The sequence below is a fragment of the Motilibacter deserti genome, from assembly GCF_011250635.1.
GTDB lineage: Bacteria > Actinomycetota > Actinomycetes > Motilibacterales > Motilibacteraceae > Motilibacter_A > Motilibacter_A deserti.
In genome coordinates this window covers 86,027-102,871 of the sequence record NZ_JAANNP010000005.1, presented here as the reverse complement: position 1 = coordinate 102,871, position 16,845 = coordinate 86,027, and the positions used below count along the sequence as shown (strand labels likewise).

17 protein-coding genes and 1 pseudogene are annotated in these 16,845 nt (G+C 72.4%); 11 read left to right on the top strand and 7 right to left on the bottom strand.

Going from position 1 to position 16,845, the window contains the following annotated elements; all coding sequences use genetic code 11:
- Positions 1-119: 119 nt before the first annotated feature.
- Positions 120-465: pseudogene (locus G9H71_RS25525) on the bottom strand (type II toxin-antitoxin system PemK/MazF family toxin).
- Between the two features lie 86 nt (positions 466-551).
- Here G9H71_RS25525 and G9H71_RS11065 point away from each other — a divergent pair.
- Together G9H71_RS11065 and G9H71_RS11060 are read left to right on the top strand one after the other, a co-directional pair.
- Entirely contained in the window at positions 552-1,088 is a 537-nt protein-coding gene (locus G9H71_RS11065) for a hypothetical protein (RefSeq protein WP_166281712.1), read from the top strand.
- A 124-nt stretch (positions 1,089-1,212) separates the two neighbouring features.
- Positions 1,213-1,944 carry a VOC family protein gene (locus G9H71_RS11060; protein ID WP_166281710.1) on the top strand — a complete coding sequence of 244 codons (732 nt, stop codon included), beginning with the start codon at positions 1,213-1,215 and terminating at the stop codon, positions 1,942-1,944.
- A gap of 15 nt (positions 1,945-1,959) precedes the next feature.
- Here the strand turns inward: G9H71_RS11060 and G9H71_RS11055 are convergent, their stop codons facing one another.
- Both G9H71_RS11055 and G9H71_RS11050 read right to left on the bottom strand, forming a co-directional pair.
- Positions 1,960-2,595 carry a hypothetical protein gene (locus G9H71_RS11055; protein WP_166281708.1) on the bottom strand — a complete coding sequence of 212 codons (636 nt, stop codon included), beginning with the start codon at positions 2,593-2,595 and terminating at the stop codon, positions 1,960-1,962.
- 115 nt (positions 2,596-2,710) lie between these two features.
- Positions 2,711-3,535: an alpha/beta fold hydrolase gene (locus tag G9H71_RS11050; protein ID WP_166281706.1), complete on the bottom strand. Its 825-nt coding sequence runs from the start codon at positions 3,533-3,535 to the stop codon at positions 2,711-2,713.
- Positions 3,536-3,959: 424 nt separating this feature from the next.
- Here G9H71_RS11050 and G9H71_RS11045 point away from each other — a divergent pair, with 424 nt between their 5' ends.
- The 5 genes from G9H71_RS11045 to G9H71_RS11025 all read left to right on the top strand — a co-directional run bounded on the left by G9H71_RS11045 (position 3,960) and on the right by G9H71_RS11025 (position 7,634).
- Complete coding sequence (locus tag G9H71_RS11045; RefSeq protein ID WP_166281704.1) at positions 3,960-4,133, top strand: hypothetical protein; 174 nt, start codon at positions 3,960-3,962, stop codon at positions 4,131-4,133.
- 260 nt (positions 4,134-4,393) lie between these two features.
- The gene (locus G9H71_RS11040) at positions 4,394-5,569 is read left to right on the top strand and encodes a metallophosphoesterase family protein (RefSeq protein ID WP_166281702.1); all 1,176 of its coding nucleotides are present in this window, start codon (positions 4,394-4,396) and stop codon (positions 5,567-5,569) included.
- A gap of 127 nt (positions 5,570-5,696) precedes the next feature.
- Positions 5,697-6,410: a HemK2/MTQ2 family protein methyltransferase gene (locus G9H71_RS11035; RefSeq protein WP_166281836.1), complete on the top strand. Its 714-nt coding sequence runs from the start codon at positions 5,697-5,699 to the stop codon at positions 6,408-6,410.
- Positions 6,400-6,615, top strand: coding sequence for a CDGSH iron-sulfur domain-containing protein (locus G9H71_RS11030; RefSeq protein WP_166281700.1), 216 nt, complete (start codon positions 6,400-6,402; stop codon positions 6,613-6,615). The genes G9H71_RS11035 and G9H71_RS11030 overlap by 11 nt, the downstream gene beginning before the upstream one ends.
- The gene (locus G9H71_RS11025) at positions 6,612-7,634 is read left to right on the top strand and encodes an iron-containing redox enzyme family protein (RefSeq protein ID WP_166281698.1); all 1,023 of its coding nucleotides are present in this window, start codon (positions 6,612-6,614) and stop codon (positions 7,632-7,634) included. Before G9H71_RS11030 ends, G9H71_RS11025 begins: the two co-directional genes overlap by 4 nt.
- A gap of 89 nt (positions 7,635-7,723) precedes the next feature.
- Here G9H71_RS11025 and G9H71_RS25520 read toward each other — a convergent pair whose 3' ends face one another.
- Positions 7,724-8,653 carry a cold-shock protein gene (locus tag G9H71_RS25520; RefSeq protein WP_407939729.1) on the bottom strand — a complete coding sequence of 310 codons (930 nt, stop codon included), beginning with the start codon at positions 8,651-8,653 and terminating at the stop codon, positions 7,724-7,726.
- Positions 8,654-9,016: 363 nt separating this feature from the next.
- Here G9H71_RS25520 and G9H71_RS11005 point away from each other — a divergent pair, with 363 nt between their 5' ends.
- Both G9H71_RS11005 and G9H71_RS11000 read left to right on the top strand, forming a co-directional pair.
- Positions 9,017-10,492, top strand: a complete 1,476-nt coding sequence (locus G9H71_RS11005; protein ID WP_166281696.1) for a multicopper oxidase family protein — start codon at positions 9,017-9,019, stop codon at positions 10,490-10,492.
- Positions 10,493-10,532: 40 nt separating this feature from the next.
- On the top strand, positions 10,533-11,171 hold the full coding sequence (locus G9H71_RS11000) for a GNAT family N-acetyltransferase (RefSeq protein WP_166281694.1): 639 nt from the start codon (positions 10,533-10,535) through the stop codon (positions 11,169-11,171).
- Between the two features lie 26 nt (positions 11,172-11,197).
- Here the strand turns inward: G9H71_RS11000 and G9H71_RS10995 are convergent, their stop codons facing one another.
- Together G9H71_RS10995 and G9H71_RS10990 are read right to left on the bottom strand one after the other, a co-directional pair.
- Positions 11,198-12,595 (bottom strand): M20/M25/M40 family metallo-hydrolase, encoded by a 1,398-nt coding sequence (locus tag G9H71_RS10995; protein ID WP_166281692.1) that lies wholly within the window; start codon positions 12,593-12,595, stop codon positions 11,198-11,200.
- 39 nt (positions 12,596-12,634) lie between these two features.
- Positions 12,635-13,777 carry a carboxylate-amine ligase gene (locus G9H71_RS10990; RefSeq protein ID WP_166281690.1) on the bottom strand — a complete coding sequence of 381 codons (1,143 nt, stop codon included), beginning with the start codon at positions 13,775-13,777 and terminating at the stop codon, positions 12,635-12,637.
- Between the two features lie 159 nt (positions 13,778-13,936).
- On the opposite strand from G9H71_RS10990, the gene G9H71_RS10985 reads away from it, so the two are divergent.
- Positions 13,937-15,397: an aminotransferase class I/II-fold pyridoxal phosphate-dependent enzyme gene (locus tag G9H71_RS10985; RefSeq protein ID WP_166281688.1), complete on the top strand. Its 1,461-nt coding sequence runs from the start codon at positions 13,937-13,939 to the stop codon at positions 15,395-15,397.
- Positions 15,398-15,450: 53 nt separating this feature from the next.
- Here the strand turns inward: G9H71_RS10985 and G9H71_RS10980 are convergent, their stop codons facing one another.
- Entirely contained in the window at positions 15,451-16,191 is a 741-nt protein-coding gene (locus G9H71_RS10980; protein ID WP_166281686.1) for a DUF2470 domain-containing protein, read from the bottom strand.
- Positions 16,192-16,231: 40 nt separating this feature from the next.
- On the opposite strand from G9H71_RS10980, the gene rpsD reads away from it, so the two are divergent.
- Positions 16,232-16,843, top strand: coding sequence for a 30S ribosomal protein S4 (gene rpsD / locus G9H71_RS10975; protein ID WP_166281684.1), 612 nt, complete (start codon positions 16,232-16,234; stop codon positions 16,841-16,843).
- The last annotated feature ends 2 nt before the right edge of the window (positions 16,844-16,845 follow it).

Below are 16,845 nucleotides of genomic sequence, written 5' to 3'. Positions count from 1 at the left end.
CGAGCAAGACGGCAGGCACGACCAGAGACAGCCGAGTTCTTTGGAACACCACCCCAGCGTCTCACCCACACAGCCGCGGCGGGCCACAGAAGGCTGATCCCCCCTTCTGGCAGCAGTTGCTAGCGGACTGGTGCCCGCACCACACGCTTGCCACCACTGACCGTTCGACCTAGGCGAGCCTCGCGATGGGCGAAGCTGGCGTCAGCTCGCCTGCACACCTGCTCGGCCTGCGCCTTCGAGTCCACGTGCAAGCCCGTGTCCTCGGCCGGAAGCAGCACCTGAGAGGGGAGCAGCTTGGTCGTGTTGCCGGTCACGGGCACCACGGTGACCACGCCACGCCCCAACCCAGACGTTGCGCGACTGCGTTGGCCTGGTCATTGCGGACCGCCACCCCGGGAGGACGCCTGTTCGCCTCACTCGCTTGCACTGAAGCGAAATCACCAGGCGGATCTTCCCACGTCGCATCCGGCCGTCATGCCGTCGAGGCTGTTCTCGCAACGACCGTGGCGGCGCGCGACTTTCGCCCGCTTCGCCCCCTAGGGTGAAGGCCCATGACGGACTATCCCTCCGCCCCTCCCCCCGGTGGCTTCAACCAGTACGGCGTGCCGAACGCCCCGGCCGCGCCGCCGGAGCAGCAGCAGCGCGGCCCGCGACCGAAGTCGGTCGACCTGGCGGTGAAGCTGATGTACGTCGGCGCAGCGCTCTCGGCGCTGTCCATCCTGGCCTCGCTGCTCGGCATCGACGCGATCCGCGAGCAGCTCGAGGACCAGGGCGACCTCACCGCCTCGGAGATCGACACCGCCGTCGCCGTCGGGGTCACGGTCGGGATCATCGGAGCGGTCGTCGGAGCGGCGCTCTGGATCCTCAACGCCGTCTTCTGCGGTCGTGGCGCCAACTGGTCGCGCATCTTCGGCACGGTGCTCGGCGGCCTCGCGGTGCTCTTCTGGCTCGTGGGGCTGACCCAGGAGCAGACGGCGCTGTCGCTGGTCCTCGGGGCCGTCCAGGTCGTCGTCGCGGCCGCGGTCATCTTCCTGCTCTGGAAGCCCGAGTCCAACCGCTTCTTCAAGCCCGCCCCGAGCTACCGGTAGCCCTCGCAGTCCCGCGAGCAGGCGACGACACTCCTCGCGCCAGAGACGACCGGCCCGAGCCTTATCCAGGCTCGGGCCGGTCGCGTTCGACCAGCCCGCACCCAACAGCAATAGGCTCCGCGTCATGGCTCTGCAGCTCGTGCAGGTGAACATCAAGGCGCGCGACGACGCGGCGCTCGGGCGGTTCTGGGCCGAGGCTCTCGGCTGGGAGAGCTCGAGCGAAGGGCCGGGCGTGACCAACCTCGAGCCCGTCGGGCTCTCCTGGCCCGACCCCACCGCCGTGTGCATCGACCTCGTGGCCGTGCCCGACCCGGAGGCCGTACGCGACCGCGTACACCTCGAGCTGGCGTCCACCTCGACCGCACACCACGCCGAGCTCGTCGCCCGCCTGAGGGAGCTCGGTGCCACACCGGCCGACTCCGCGGGCCTCCCCTGGACCGTCCTCGCGGACCCCGAGGGCAACCTGTTCTGCGTGCGCGAGCCGGCGGACGCCCACCGCGACACCGGGCCGATCGCCGCCGTGGTCGTCGACTGCCCCGACCCGCGCGCCATGGCCGGGTTCTGGCACGAGGCGCTGGACTGGCGCCTGCTCGAGGTGAGCGACGACCGCGCCCTGCTGCGGTCTCCCCTGGGCGTCGGGCCCTACCTCGAGCTGCTGCGCACGTCCCATCTGCACGGTGCCTGGAGCCGGATCCACATCGACCTGGTGCCGGATCCCGTCGAGGCGAAGGACGCGGAGGTGGCCCGCCTCGAGGCACTCGGCGCGAGCCGCCTCGACGTCGGCCAGGGCTCGGTGCCGTGGACGGTCATGGCCGACCCGCAGGGCCACGAGTTCTGCGTGCTGGGCCGCGGCTGAGGAAGCTCGGCGCTCTCACGCGTCCACGTCCTCGTGCGTGTTGACCCCGGGCACGCGCCGGACGGACCCCCAGCCCCATCGGGCCCAGACCACGAGCAGCGCCGCTCCGACCAGTGATCCGGCCGTGTCGCGTACCAGGTCTCCGACGGTGTCGTCGTTGCTGATCGAGAGGTCCGAGCCCAGCCAGGCGTCCGAGCGCCACTCGACGATCTCCCACACGGCGCCGAGCGCTGTCCCGAGCGCGAGCGTCACGACGAAGATGCCCACGTAGTGCGGGAGCCGCGTCTCGTCCTTGGGGTCCGGTACGACCTCGGCCCGGGCGAGGGCGATGTAGGCCACGGGGGCGGTGAGCAGCGGGAGCGTGAAGTGCACCAGGTCGTCGAAGCGGACGAGCCTGTCGTAGACGGCGAACGCCTCCCCGTAGCCCTGCAGGGCCATCGCGGCCGTGAAGCACAGGTCGTAGACCCGGGGCAGGTTGAGGGCGCGCGCCAGCAGGGTCAGCGCCCCGAGGACCCCGAGGACCGCCGCTGCGCCCCAATCGCCAGCGAGGGCGAACCCGGCGGCGCCGGCGAGGATCCCGATCCGGAGCAGGTCGATGCCGTCGCGTACGACCGGGCTCCAGTCACCGAGCAGCAGCGTGCGTGTGTCCACGCCCCTGGCCTACCCGCGGCGGGACGCGAGGACCGTGAGCGCAGCAGTTGGCGTCAGCGGCTGCCGGAGCAACCGCTGACGCCAACTGTCGACGAGCCCGGCAGGGACGACGGCGTCAGGACTGCAGCCAGGCCAACAGGTCGGCGTTGATGGTGTCGGCCTGCGTCGTCGGCATGCCGTGCGGGAACCCGGCGTAGGTCTTGAGCGTGCCGTTCTGCAGGAGCTCCGCGGACAGCGGCGCCGAGTCCGCGTACGGGACGATCTGGTCGTCGTCGCCGTGCATGACCAGCGTCGGCACCGTGATCTTCTTCAGGTCATCGGTGAAGTCGGTCTGGGAGAAGGCGACGATGCCGTCGTAGTGGGCCTTCGCCCCGCCCATCATCCCCTGGCGCCACCAGTTCTGGATGATGGCCTCCGAGGACTCGACGCCGGGGCGGTTGAAGCCGTAGAACGGCCCCGCCGCCAGCTCGCGGTAGAAGCCCGACCGGTTTGCGGCCAGCTGCGCCTGCAGGTCGTCGAAGAAGCTCTTCGGCAGGCCACCGGGGTTGCTCTCCGTCTGCACCATGATCGGCGGCACGGCGCTGATGAGGACCGCGCGCGCGACGCGGTCCTCACCGTGCTGAGCGACGTAGTGCGCGACCTCGCCGCCACCGGTGGAGTGCCCGACGTGGATGGCCTCGCGCAGGTCCAGCTGCTCGGTGAGGGCCGCGAGGTCGGCGGCGTAGTGGTCCATGTCGTGGCCATCGCTGGTCTGCGAGGAACGGCCGTGCCCCCGCCGGTCGTGCGCGATGACGCGGTAGCCGTGGCCGAGGAAGAACAGCAGCTGGGCATCCCAGTCGTCGGCCGAGAGCGGCCAGCCGTGGCTGAAGACGATGGGCTGCCCGCTCCCCCAGTCCTTGTAGAAGATCTCCGTGCCGTCCGCGGTGGTGATCGTGCCCACTGCCCCTCCGAAAGCCGAAGTTCACGTCGTCCGTGTGCGGGGCGCGTGGTGGCTCGCACCACGCAGCACACGCGGCGTCAGGCTAGGGCTACTCGCAGCCAATGTCGAGATTTGCGCTGGTGGACCGAGAATTGTTAATGCGACGTGAACGCACACCCAAGGAAGTGCATCCCGCCGAGCCGCGACGGCATCGAGCCGTTCACCACGACGATCGCGTTCAGTGCCAGGAGGACGGCGGGCGCAACGCCTCTTGTTGGGACGGTGACGTCGGCTCGGGCGCCGGCGTTCCCGGTCCACCTGCGGGGCACCTCCGCCTCGCACGCCGCCCGGTGGCCGGCTCGGCCGCAGAGCACTCCGGGCCATCCCCACATTCGTGCCCGGGGCGTACTGGACTGACGATCACCCGCAGGGGCATCCTGAGGGCATGGAGCGCTCCCCCTACGCGGTCCCGCTCGAGCAGCTGCTGCGCGACGCCCGTCCTCCGGCGGCGACATGGGTGGCCGGCGTGCCGGTGGCGGCCGTCCCCGCCTTCTTCACCGGCGGCCTCGTGCCCGCCTGGGCCGACGGCGGACACGGCGGCGCCGACGACGGGGACTGACGCAGCCGGGCACCGCTCGCCGGCGCCCGCGAGGCCGACGCCTCGGGGCTGAATCACAGTGCGCGCAATCGGCTGCAGATGATGGTGCACTCGGGCATCGGCCTGGCCCCGCGCCTGCACGACCCTGCCCGGACGTGAGCCCCCGGTGCAGGGCGCCCGTCACCCCGGCTTCCCCCGGGCGCTGACCCGGGTTCACGTTGCGCTCACGCTTCTCACCCAGCGTGATGGCCCGACCCCGAAGACCTCGAGGAAGGGCCACCATGGACGGCACGACCGAGCGCGGCATCGACCGCAGGAGCCTCATCCGGGCGGGAGGCGCCGGCGCCCTCGCCCTGGCGATGGGCACGGGCTTCCCGGCAGCGGCCGAGGCGAAGCAGGAGCGGGCACCCAAACGGCTGCGGTTCGACGCCGACGGCAGGTTCAAGATCGTCGAGTTCAACGACACGCAGGACGACGCCCGGACCGACCGGCGGACGCTCGAGCTCATGGGCCGGGTGCTCGACTCCGAGCAGCCCGACCTCGTCGTCCTCGTGGGCGACAACATCAACGGCGGGCCGCGCACGACGTCGGAGATGAAGCAGGCGCTCAACAACGTGATCCAGCCGATGGAGAGCCGGCAGATCCCGTGGGCGGCGACGTTCGGCAACCACGACGAGGACTCGACCGGCCGCACCGGCTTCGACGAGCCCGCCATGCTCGACTTCTTCCGCGGCTACCGCTGGAACGTCAACGACAAGGGCGCCCGCGACATCACGGGCACGGGCAACATGAGCCTGCTCATCGACGACTCGCAGGGCATCGCGCCGGCGTTCAACGTGTGGATGCTGGACAGCGGCCGCTACGCGCCGGACACCATCGCGGGGCAGGACTTCGGGGGCTACCCCGACTGGGACTGGCTGCGCGGCGACCAGATCGGCTGGTACCTCGAGGAGTCGGCCCAGCTGGAGAAGCGCCACGGCCGCAAGGTGCCCGGCCTGATGTTCATCCACATCCCGCTCTGGGAGCACCGCTTCATGTGGTACGCCTCGGTCGACAGCCGCACCGACGCCGACCACCAGCGCGCGGTGCAGAAGCACTCCATCGTCGGAGAGCGCAACGAGGAGGAGTGCCCGGGACCGTTCAACTCCGGCATGTTCTCGGCGATCCAGCACCGCGGCGACGTCAAGGGCGTCTTCTGCGGCCACGACCACGTCAACACCTACGTCGGCAACTACTACGGCGTCCTGCTCGGCTACGGGCCCGGGACGGGCTTCGGCACGTACGGCCTCGGCGGAGCCGCGAACCACCGCCTGCGCGGCGCGCGGGTGTTCACCCTCGACGAGCGCGTGGACGGCGCGCTGGTCGAGACGCACAACGTGTTCGCGTCCGACTTCGGCATAGACCTGACCGACGACGACCAGAGCGTCGACCCGCTCCCGCTCCCGCCGGGGCGCTGACGCGACGGTGGACCGCCCACCTCGATGATCTTCTGGGTACGGGGGCTGTTGAGCCGCGTCGAGGTGGGCAGAAGCTCCGGCGAGCGGAAACGACTCGGAGCCAGGAGACTTCTCAATCGTGATATTGCTGCGCCTACCGGGCACCTATCCAGCACAGGGCGACACCAGGCTCCTCGCGGAGACCCTGCGGCGCCGTGACCTCGCCACCGGGCGACGGGTCCTCGACGTCGGCACCGGGGGCGGAGCGCTGGCGCTGGCAGCCGCCAAGGCGGGGGCGGCCGCCGTCACCGCGGTCGACCTGTCCCTGCGCTCGGTCATGACCGCCCGACTCAACAGCAGGCTCAACCGGGCTCCGATCACGGTCCGGCAGGGCGACCTGTTCGCGCCCGTCCGCGGGGAGCGGTTCGGGCTCGTGCTCGCGAACCCGCCGTACGTCCCCGCGGCGAGCGACGAGCTGCCCCGTCACCGGCAGGGGCGGTGCTGGGACGCGGGCCGCGACGGGCGCGCGGTGCTCGACCGCATCTGCGCGGACGTGGGCGACGTGCTGGCCGAGGACGGGGTGCTCCTGCTCACCCACTCCGCGCTCGCGGACGAGCGGCTCACGGTCGAGCGGCTTAAGCAGGCCGGGCTCGAGGCGTCCGTCGTGCAGCGCGCTCTCGAGCCGTTCGGGCCGGTGATGCGCAAGCGCGCCGACATGCTCGCAGCCCGCGGGCTGGTGGAGCCGGGCCAGCAGCACGAGGAGCTCGTCGTCATCGAGGCCCGGCGCCCGGCGCTCGTCGAGGTGGACGTCCGCCGGCCGGCGGGGGCCGAGGCAGCGGCAGGTGCCGAGCGTGCCGCCTGAGGCGCTCCCCCACCGGGTGGTGGTCACCGCGGACGGCCCGATCCTGGTCGAGGGACCGGTGGAGGTCGAGCTGCCCGACGGGCGCAAGGCCGTGTCCGAGCGGCCGGTGACGGCGCTCTGCGTGTGCGGCAACAGCCGCCGCTACCCCTTCTGCGACACGAGCCACCGGCGCCGTGTCCGGTCCGCCCGTGAGGAGGAACGATGACGACCACCCCCACCGCCCCCGCGCTCTCGGCTCCGGCGCTGCCCCTGGCGCGCGGCCCGCTGTCGGCCGCGGTCCTCGCGGCGCTGCGCGGCGGCCCCCTTCCGGACGAGCTGGACGTCGAGGGCGCCGACCCGTTCGGCGACGACCTCCAGCTCGCGCTCTACGTCTGCTACGAGCTGCACTACCGCGGCTTCGCCGGGGTGGACGACGACCTCGAGTGGGACCCGGCCCTGCTCGGGCTGCGCCGCCGGCTCGAGGCGGCCTTCCTCGCCGCGCTGCGGGCAGAGGTCCCGGGCGGCGGCGACGTGGCCGCTGAGATCGAGCCCCTGCTGGTCGAGCACGTGGACGCCCCCGGCGTCTCCCGCCACCTGCGTCGGCGCGGGGAGCTCTGGCAGTTCCGCGAGTACATCGCGCTCCGCTCGCTCTACCACCTCAAGGAGGCCGACCCGCAGGCGTGGGTGATCCCGCGGCTGGAGGGCGAGGCGAAGGCCGCGCTGGTGTCCGTCGAGCACGACGAGTACGGCGCCGGGCGGGGCGAGCGCATGCACGCGCAGCTCTTCGCGGACATGATGCGCGAGCTCGGCCTCTCCGACCGCTACGGCGCCTACGTCGACGTGGCGCCGGCGCCGGTGATCGCCGAAGTCAACTTCATGTCCATGAGCGGGCTGCACCGTGCGCTGCGCGGCGCCCTGGTCGGGCAGTTCGCCGTGGTGGAGCTCACGTCGTCGCCCGGCTCGGACCGGCTCGTCCGCGCAGCCGAACGGCTCGGCTGCGGCCCGGCGACGATCGGGTTCTACGCCGAGCACGTCGAGGCGGACGCCGTGCACGAGCAGGTGGTGCGGCACGGGATCCTCGCGCCGCTCGTCGCCGGCGACCCGGCGATGGCCGAGGCGGTGGTTTTCGGCATGCAGGCGGCGAACCTGCTCGACGCGCGGCTGTCGGACCACGTCCTGGCCGCCTGGCACGCAGGCCGGTCGGCGCTCGTCGGGCCGCTGCCCGAGCACGCCGCCGACGCGTAGCGGCCGAACGGGCGGGAGGGGCGGCCCCGACAGGGCCGCCCCTCCCGCTCGCTGCGGCCCGCCGGCATGCCAGGGGCCCTCGCGGCCGATCAGCCCACGGGGCGGACGTCGACGGCCTGCAGCCCCCGCTCGCCGGACGTGCGCCCGAACTCGACGCGCTGCCCTTCCTCCAGGGACCGGAATCCGGACGCGTCGTCGATCTCGGAGAAGTGCACGAACACGTCCTCTCCCCCGTCGTCCGGGGTGATGAAGCCGAACCCCTTCTGCCCGTTGAACCACTGCACCGTGCCCTGCACGAGGCCGCCCGGGACGTCGTTGGCGGGGTTGCGCTCGACCGGGCGCCGCGGCTCCCGGGTGCGAGGCGCCGCGTCACGGTCACGGCCCCAGCGGTCGTCCTCACGCCGCTCGCGGCGGGCCGGCCGCTCGTCCAAGACGCTGACCTCCTCGGCCTGCAGGCCGCGCTCGCCCTCGGTCACGACGAACTCCACGCGCTGGCCCTCGTCGAGCGAGCGGAACCCGCCGCTGCGGATCGCCGAGAAGTGGACGAAGACGTCGTCGGGGGTGATGAAGCCGTAGCCCTTCTCGCCGTCGAACCAGTGCACGGTCCCGGTGACGACGCCGCCTCGGCCCCCGCCGCCGGAGGAGCCGCGGTCCCGTCCGCGCCCGAAGTCCGAACGCGGCTGGTCCCGGAAGCCCCGGCCGCTCTCCCGGCTGTCCCGTCCGTCACGTCGCGGCTGATCGCGGTAGTCGCGCGTGTCCCGCCGCGGCTCGTCCCGGACGTCGCGCCGGGTGTCCCCGCGGCCGGCGGGCCGGCCGCCCTGGGGGCGGACGTTCGAGGCGTGCAGGCCGCGGTCGGTGGGGGCCGCGTCGAACTCGACGCGCTGGCCCTCGTCCAGGGTGCGGAACCCTCCTTCGTCGGCGATGGCGGAGAAGTGGACGAAGACGTCCTCGCCGCCGTCGTCAGGGGTGATGAAGCCGAAGCCCTTGTCCGCGTTGAACCACCGCACGCTGCCCTGCATCCTGCAACCCTCTTCCACAACCCGGCCCCGCCTGCGGCGGGACACCTTCCTCGTCCACCTTCGCAGGCGCGCGCGTCGGCGGCGAACGAGGGTGACGCGTGCGCACCGGAGCACGCCAGCGGGTCCCACCTCAGATGCATCAGTGGCTTACGCATCAGTTGCGCCCCACGCCCAGCAGGAATGAAGCCCTGCCGAGCGACGTTGACACAGGTGCCCGCCCGGGACGGACGCGAAGCGCGACCGGGTGACGGCAATCCTGTGATCTTGCTTGCCCGGCCGCCTCTTGATGGTGATACTGCACGGGCCACAGAACTTTTGTCAGTGGCGACCCAAAGACGGGCGCGCAGATCGAAAGGCATGCTCATGGGCGAGCACCAGGTCGACCGGCTTCCGATGTCCCGCCGTGCCCTGCTCGGGCTCGGTGTCGCCACCGCGGCGACCTGGCTCTTGACGGACCCCTTCGCGGCCGACGTCGAGGCAGCGGTCAGCAACCCGCTGACCCAGCCCGAGGTCCTGCGCAGCAGCAACGGCCTGCTCGAGGTCACCCTCGTCTGCGAGAAGAAGCAGACGATCGTGGCGGGCAAGCCGGTCACGACCTACACCTACAACGGCAGGGTCCCGGGGCCGACGCTGGTGGTCTACCCCGGCGACACGCTGCGCATCAAGCTCGTCAACAACCTCGACGAGTCGACCAACCTGCACACGCACGGTCTGCACATCTCCCCGCAGGGGCGTGCCGACAACGTGCTGCTGCACATCGCGCCCGGCGAGACCTTCGACTTCGAGTTCGAGATCCCGCACGACCACTTCTGCGGCGTCAACTGGTACCACCCCCACCCGCACGGCAACGGCGTGCTGCAGCTGTTCGGCGGCATGGCCGGGGCGCTGATCGTGCGGGACCCCGCCGAGGACAACGTCCTGACCAAGCGGATCCCCGAGCGCGTGCTCGTGCTGCAGAGCCCCGAGTTCGACGCTGCCGGCAGCCTCGTGCCGTTCACCGCCACCCTGGTGCGCAAGACCGTGGCTCACATCAACGGCCAGCGCGTCCCCGCGCTCGAGATGTCGACCGGCCAGACGGAGCGGTGGCGGATCGTCAACGCCTCGCCCGACCCCGCCTTCCACCTGCAGCTCGAGGGCCACTCGATGGTCCAGGTGGGCGCCGACGGGCACCCCTTCGCCAAGCCCGTGCCCATCGACACGCTCTCGCTCACCCCGGGCCAGCGCGCGGACGTGCTGGTCAAGGCCGCCGCGCCCGGGACGTACCGGCTGCGCGCCCTCCCCTACAACATGGGCGCCGGGTTCTTCACCCCCGACCACGACGTCGCCACCATCGTGACCCGCCGCGACAAGGTGGTGCTCCCGGGCAGCACCACGCCGTTCTTCCGCCCGTTCGAGGACCTGCGTCAGGCCAAGGTCGACACGAAGCGCGAGGTCGTCTTCTCGATGACCGGCGGCTTCACCATCAACGGCAAGGTCTTCGACCCCGACCGCTGCGACATCACCATGGAGCTGGACACGATCGAGGAGTGGACGATCGTGAACAACAGCGTCCTGCTCCACCCGTTCCACATCCACGTCAACCCGTTCCAGCTCACCCACGTCAACGGGCAGCCGGTCGAGCGGCAGAGCTACGAGGACACCTACCCCGTCACCCCGAACGGCGGCAGCATCACGTTCCGCATGCCGATCCGGGACTTCATCGGACGGTCCGTCTTCCACTGCCACATCGTGCTTCACTCCGACCTCGGGATGATGGCGACGTTCGACATCGTCCCGAAGGGCGGCCGGCCGGGAGACATCGCGCCTCCGCCGGTCGACCACGTCGGTCACGAAGGCTGATGCACGCATCGCATAGCACGCATTCGCTTCCGGTCGAGCGATGAGCGGCGCCCGCCTTCCCGACGGGCAGGAGCTGACGGGTCGCTACGTCCGGCTCCAACCACTCACGGAGGCCGACCTTCCCGAGGTGGGGCTCCTCCTGGCCGACCCAGGTATCTACGCCGACGGCTACGTCATGCACCGGCGCCCGTCCTCCGCCGACGACAGCGTGCTGCTGGCCCGGGAGCGGTTCCTCGGCGGCCAGGGCCGGCTGGACGGGAGCGGCGGCGGGCGGATGGCGTACGCGGTCCGGCTCGTCGGGGGCAGCGCGCTCGGGCGGCGCGGCGAGCTGGTGGGGACCACCTCGCTGCTCGAGCCGCACGTGCTCAACGAGAGCATCCACGTCGGCTCGACGCTCTACGGCCGGCGGTGGTGGGGCAGCCAGGTCAACCCCGAGTGCAAGCTCCTGCTGCTGCAGCACTGCTTCGAGGAGTGCGGCTACGGCCGGGTGAAGATCCAGACCGACGCCCTCAACACGCGCTCGCAGTCGGCGATCGCCCGGCTGGGCGCCGTGCGCGAGGGCGTGCTGCGCCGCGACATGCGGCGCGAGGACGGCACCTTCCGCGACACGGTCGTCTTCAGCGTGCTCCGGGACGAGTGGCCGACGGTCAAGGCACGGCTGGAGTCGCGGCTGGACTAGCGGGCGGCTCCAAGCAGCCTCCCACGTCAGCCCGTCCCCCTCGCGGCCAGCTCCTCCCAGAAGACCGCCATCGACACGACGCCCTTCAACAGCACGTCCACGAGCACGCTCTCGTTGCTGTCGTGCCAACGGTCCTCCGGCAGGCCCGTGCCGAAGAAGAGCACCGGCGTGCCGAGCGTGCTCGCGAGGAGGGCGGCGGGCGCGCCGCCGGCGTTGCGCATGTGCCCCACGGGCTGCTCGAACCCCTGCTCCATGGCGGCGCGCAGGACGGCCAGGGCCGGGTGGTGGCGTGGGGTCACGTACGGCTGCTGGCCGAGCTCCTCGCTGAGCGTGAGTTCGTACGCGACGTGCGGGCTGATGCGCTCGTCCACCCAGCGGCGGACCTGCTCGGCGACGCGCTCGACGGTCTGGTCGGGCACCAGCAGGAACTTCACGTCGGCCGCCGCCATGGACGGGACCGCTCCGCGCGACGCGCCCGTCGGGTCGCCGGCGAGGAACGCGGTCACGTCGACGGACGGCCGGACGTAGAGCCGCTCGGCCAGGGTGTAGCCGGCCTCGCCGACGACGCTCCGCCCACCCGTGCGCTCGAGCCACTCGTCCTCGTCCTGCGGCAGCTGCGCGAGCTGCTCCCGCTCCTCGGGAGAGGCGTCCGCGACGTCGTCGTAGAACCCGGGCAGCGTGACGCGCCCGCGCTCGTCCCGCAGCTGGGCCAGGAGGGCGGAGAGCTCGACGATCGGGTTGGGGACGACCCCCGACACGGCTCCGGCATGGATGTCGGTCCGCGGGCCCATCACCTCGAGATGGGCCTCGAGCATGCCGCGCACCCCGACGCAGACGGCAGGAGCGTGCGCCGCCCACAACATCGTGTCCGAGACGATCACGAAGTCCGGGTCGAGCCGGTCCCGCTGCTGCTCGAGCAGCGCGGCCAGATGGGGCGAGGAGGCCTCCTCCTCCCCCTCGACCAGCAACTGGACGTTGACCGCCGGGCGGTCGCGCCCCGTGGCCGCAAGGTGGGCCCGGAGCGCCCAGACGTGGCAGAGGACCTGGCCCTTGGCGTCGGAGGCGCCGCGCCCGTAGAGCCGCCCGTCGCGCAACGCCGGCTCGAACGGCGGGCACTCCGTCCACGTGTCGTCCTTCGCCGCGCGCACGTCATGGTGGCTGTAGACCAGGACGGTCGGTGCGCCCGGCTCGGCGCGCCACTCGGCGAAGACCGCCGGCGGACCGCCGGAGCGCCACAGCTCGACCGTGGGGAAGCCGGTCTCCCGGAGGACTCCGGCGAGCCAGTTCGCCGACCGCTCCAGGTCGACCGCGTGCTCCTCCTCGGCAGCCACCGGCCGCAGGCGTACCCAGCCGATGAGGTGCGCGAGCAGGTCCTGCTCCTGGTCGCGCACCCAGTCGCGGACCCGGTCGACGTCCTGTGCCATGTGCCGCTCCCGTGTCGTCTGCTCGATCAGTGCTCGGGGCTAGGCGGAGCCGGCGCGCAGGACCACGGAGGCGGCGACCGCGCGCAGGTCACCGGTGCGCTGCAGGACCGCCCGCTGGCGCTGGGCGGAGGTGCCGCGGGCGAGCAGCCGGGTGGTCAGCTCGCTCGCCTCCTGCCACTCCCCCGCGTCCTGCAGGTCATGCCGCAGCAGGGCGAGCAGCCGCTCGACGGCCACCGGCGCCGGCACGAGGTCGCCCTGCAGGACGTCGAAGAGCGACTCCGACAGCCCGTGCCGGGCTGCCCGCCAGCGCGCTGCACGCAGCAGCTCCGGACGTATCTCCGGGGCCGGCACGCCCCGTTCGGCCTGCGCCGCAAGGACGCGGGTGAGCGACCGGAGCAGCACCGCGTGCAGGACCACGTCGTCGACCTCGGTGCAGACGTCGCCCACCCGGAACTCAACCGTCGGGTACTTCGCCGATGGCCGGACGTCCCAGTAGAGGCTCGAGGAGTCCTCGATCACGCCCGCACGCCGCAGCCCTTCCACGAGCTCGAGGTACGCCGTGCCGCTGCCGAGCGGCTCGGTGGGACCGGTGATCGGCCACCGGGCGAACCACTGGGTGCGGTAGCTGTCGTAGCCGGTGTCGGTGCCCTCGTGGAACGGTGAGCTCCCGGTCATCGCGAGCACGGTCGGCAGGTACGCCCTGGCGCGGTCCATGACCGCCACGGCGGTGTCCAGGTCGGGCACGGAGACGTGGACGTGGCAGCCGCAGATGACCTGCTGCAGCGCGAGCAGGCCCCAGCGCTCGAAGAGCTCGATGTAGCGCGGGCGCGCCGTCAGCCGCTGCTGGTCCCACGTCGCGAACGGGTGCGTCGACGCCACGAGCAGGGCGCTCCCGGCGGTCGCCGCCGCAGCGGCGGCCTCCGTGCGTACGTGGACGATCTGCTGCCGCAGCTCCCCGGCCGTGCGGCAGACCGCCGTCGCGGTCTCGAGCTGCGTCGTCGCGATCTCAGCCTGGATCTGCGGGCCCATGCGGCCGTGCAGCGCCGCGTCGTTGAGCTCGGCGGAGTCGCGCAGCGCGAGCGTCTCGGCGTCGACGAGGTGGTACTCCTCCTCGACGCCGACCGTGACGGCGGCAGCAGGGCGCTCCGGCACGGCGTCCGGCAGCGGGGCGAGCGTCGTCACCTGATGCTCCTCGGCGTCGCTGGCGGGAGTGGTGTCGCCAGCATCCCCGGGCAGGGCCTTGCCCACGCCGAACGGGCCGGGCGCTCGACGTGCGTAGCCCGGCGACGACAGGGCAGGTTGGACCGTCGAACAGCTTCCGAAGCGTGCAAGGAGCGGGTCGTGGACCAGTCGCGAGTGCCGGTGCTCGAGGCGTTGCAGGAGTTCCGCCGTCGAGGCGACCTCGTCTTCGGGCCCCCGGGGCACAAGCAGGGCCGCGGGGTGGACCCGCGCGTGCTCGAGGTGATGGGCGAAGGCGTCTTCAGCTCGGACGTCCTCACCCTCAACGGGCTGGACGACCGCCGCGAGTCCCAGGGGGTCCTGACGCAGGCCGAGGAGCTCATGGCCGACGCTGTAGGGGCCGACGTCGCGTTCTTCTCCACGTGCGGCAGCTCGCTGTCGGTCAAGACCGCGATGCTGGCCGTCGCTGGGCCGGGCGAGAAGCTGCTCATCTCCCGGAACGCCCACAAGTCAGTGATCGCGGGCGTCATCGTGAACGGCACCCGGCCGGTGTGGGTCCACCCGCACTGGGACGAGGACCTGGCGCTCGCGCACCCGCCGGAGCCGGAGGACGTCCGCCGTGCGTTGCAGGCGAACCCCGACGCCAAGGGCATGCTGCTCATCACGCCTACTGACTGGGGCACGTGCGCGGACATTGCCGGCGTGGCCGAGGTCTGCCGCGAGCACGACGTGGCGCTGATCGTGGACGAGGCGTGGGGGGCGCACCTGCCGTTCCACGAGGGGCTCCCCGCCTGGGGCATGAACGCGGGGGCCGACCTCGTCGTCACGAGCGTGCACAAGATGGGCTCGGCGGTCGAGCAGAGCTCGGTCTTCCACCTGCAGGGCGACCGGATCGACCCGACGGTGCTGAAGCAGCGCGAGGACCTGCTCGGCACGACGAGCTCCTCCAACCTGGTCTACGCCTCGCTCGACGGCTGGCGGCGGCAGATGGCCGAGCAGGGCAGCGAGCTGCTGGGCGGCGCGCTGCGCCGCGCCGAGCGCGCCCGCGCGCAGATCGGCTCGATCCCGCATCTGGCGCTGATGGGGCGCGACGTCGTCCGGCCGCAGGGCGCGTTCGACATCGACCCGCTCGCGGTCACCGTCGACGTCCGCGGCCTCGGCATCTCCGGCTACCAGGCTGCGGACTGGATGCGCGCCGAGTACCACCTCGACCTCGGGTCCATGGACCAGTGCCGGGTCAGCGCCCGCATCACGCACGGGGACGACGACGCAACGGTCCAGGCCCTCGTGGAGGGCTTCCAGCGGCTCGTACGCGACCGGAACCGCATCTCGCCCCAGCCGCAGGCGCAGCTGCCTTCTGCCGGAGCCCTCGAGCTGGAGACCGTGATGCTGCCGAGGGACGCGTTCTTCGGGCCCGTCGAGCAGGTGCCCGCGGAGCGGGCGGTCGGGCGGGTCGCCGCGGAGATGGTGTCCCCCTACCCGCCGGGAGTGCCCGTCCTCGCTCCCGGCGAGCTCATCACGGCCGAGGCTATCGACTACCTGGTCTCGGGGGCGAAGGCCGGGATGCTCATCCCGGACGCCGCGGACCCGTCGATGGAGACGGTCCGGGTGGTCGCCGGCTGAGGCGCAGGGGGTGCGCGGCCCGCGAGGGGGCGCAGCGGGGCCCTGGTCCCGGCTCAGGCGTCGGGACGGTCGAGCCGGGCCGCGAGCGCAGCGGCGGTGAGCGCGCGGAGGGCGGCGCCCGCCTCCTCCACGTCGCGGACCGGTCGCGGGAACGGGACCCGCACGTCGCACGAGCCGGCTAGCCGCTCGACCCGCAGGGTGAGGCCGTGCCGGTCCAGCCGCAGGGGGCGGGTCCGGCGGCCGCCGTCCAGCGCGGGCGGGCAGGCGTGCAGGAGCGCGTCGAGCTCGGCGCCGTGGGCGCTGTCGAGGTGGGAGACCAGCTCGGCCTCGAGGCAGCACAGCGGGTCCGGGCTGGCTGCGGCGTAGTCCTCGCCGTCGAGCTCGACCCGCCGCCCCTCCTCCTCGAGGGTGACCTCGACCGGGGTGAGCCGCCACTGCGGCGCGTCGTCCAGCACGTCCTCGGTCTCGAGCCAGCCCGCGAGCAGGACGCGGGCGCGCACCCGGTCCTTGACCGCTACCGGCGCCACGTCGGTCAGCTCCACGTGCGCCGGCAGCCCGCCCTCCTGCGCCGCCTCGGCGGCGATGGTGGAGTCCTCGGGAAGCGCGAGGAGCAGCCCGCCGTCGGGGGCGACCGCGTGGAGCCCCTCGAGGTGCGCCCGGTGCGTGCCGGTGACCAGGGTCACGGAGCCGGCGGCCTGCACGACCGAGCGCACGCGCTCGGGGGCGGACAGGCGGGGCCTTCCGGTGGGCGAGCCGGCGGCAGCAGCAGAGATCGGCACGAGCAGCTCCTTCATCACGGATAGGTTAGCCTTGCCTTAGTCGATGAGGAGGAGCATGAACACGTCCCGCCCGAAGGTCAAGCGCAGCCGCGCCCTGGGGATCCCGCTCACGCCCAAGTGCGTGAAGTACTTCGAGGCCCGCCCCTACCCGCCCGGCCAGCACGGCCGCGGCCGCAAGCAGACGTCGGACTACAAGGTGCGGCTGCTGGAGAAGCAGCGGCTGCGCGCGCAGTACGACATCAGCGAGAAGCAGCTGCGCAACGCCTTCGACAAGGCGTCCAAGGTGGTGGGCCAGAAGACCGGCGAGGCGCTGGTCGCCGACCTGGAGACCCGCCTCGACGCGGTCGTGCTCCGCTCCGGCTTCGCCCGCACGATCTACCAGGCGCGTCAGACCGTGACGCACCGGCATGTCGTCGTCAACGGCCGCCGGGTGGACAAGCCTTCGTTCCGCGTACGCCCCGGCGACGTCGTGTCCATCGCGGAGCGCAGCCGCGCGAAGCAGCCGTTCGCCGTGGCCGCTGCCGGCGCCCACGCCAGCGAGCGGACCGCTCCCTACCTCGAGGTGCGCCTCGCCGACCTCGAGGCCCGGCTGCTGCGCATGCCCGAGCGCGCCGAGGTCCCCGTGGTCTGCGAGGAGCAGCTCGTCGTCGAGCACTACTCGCGCTGACG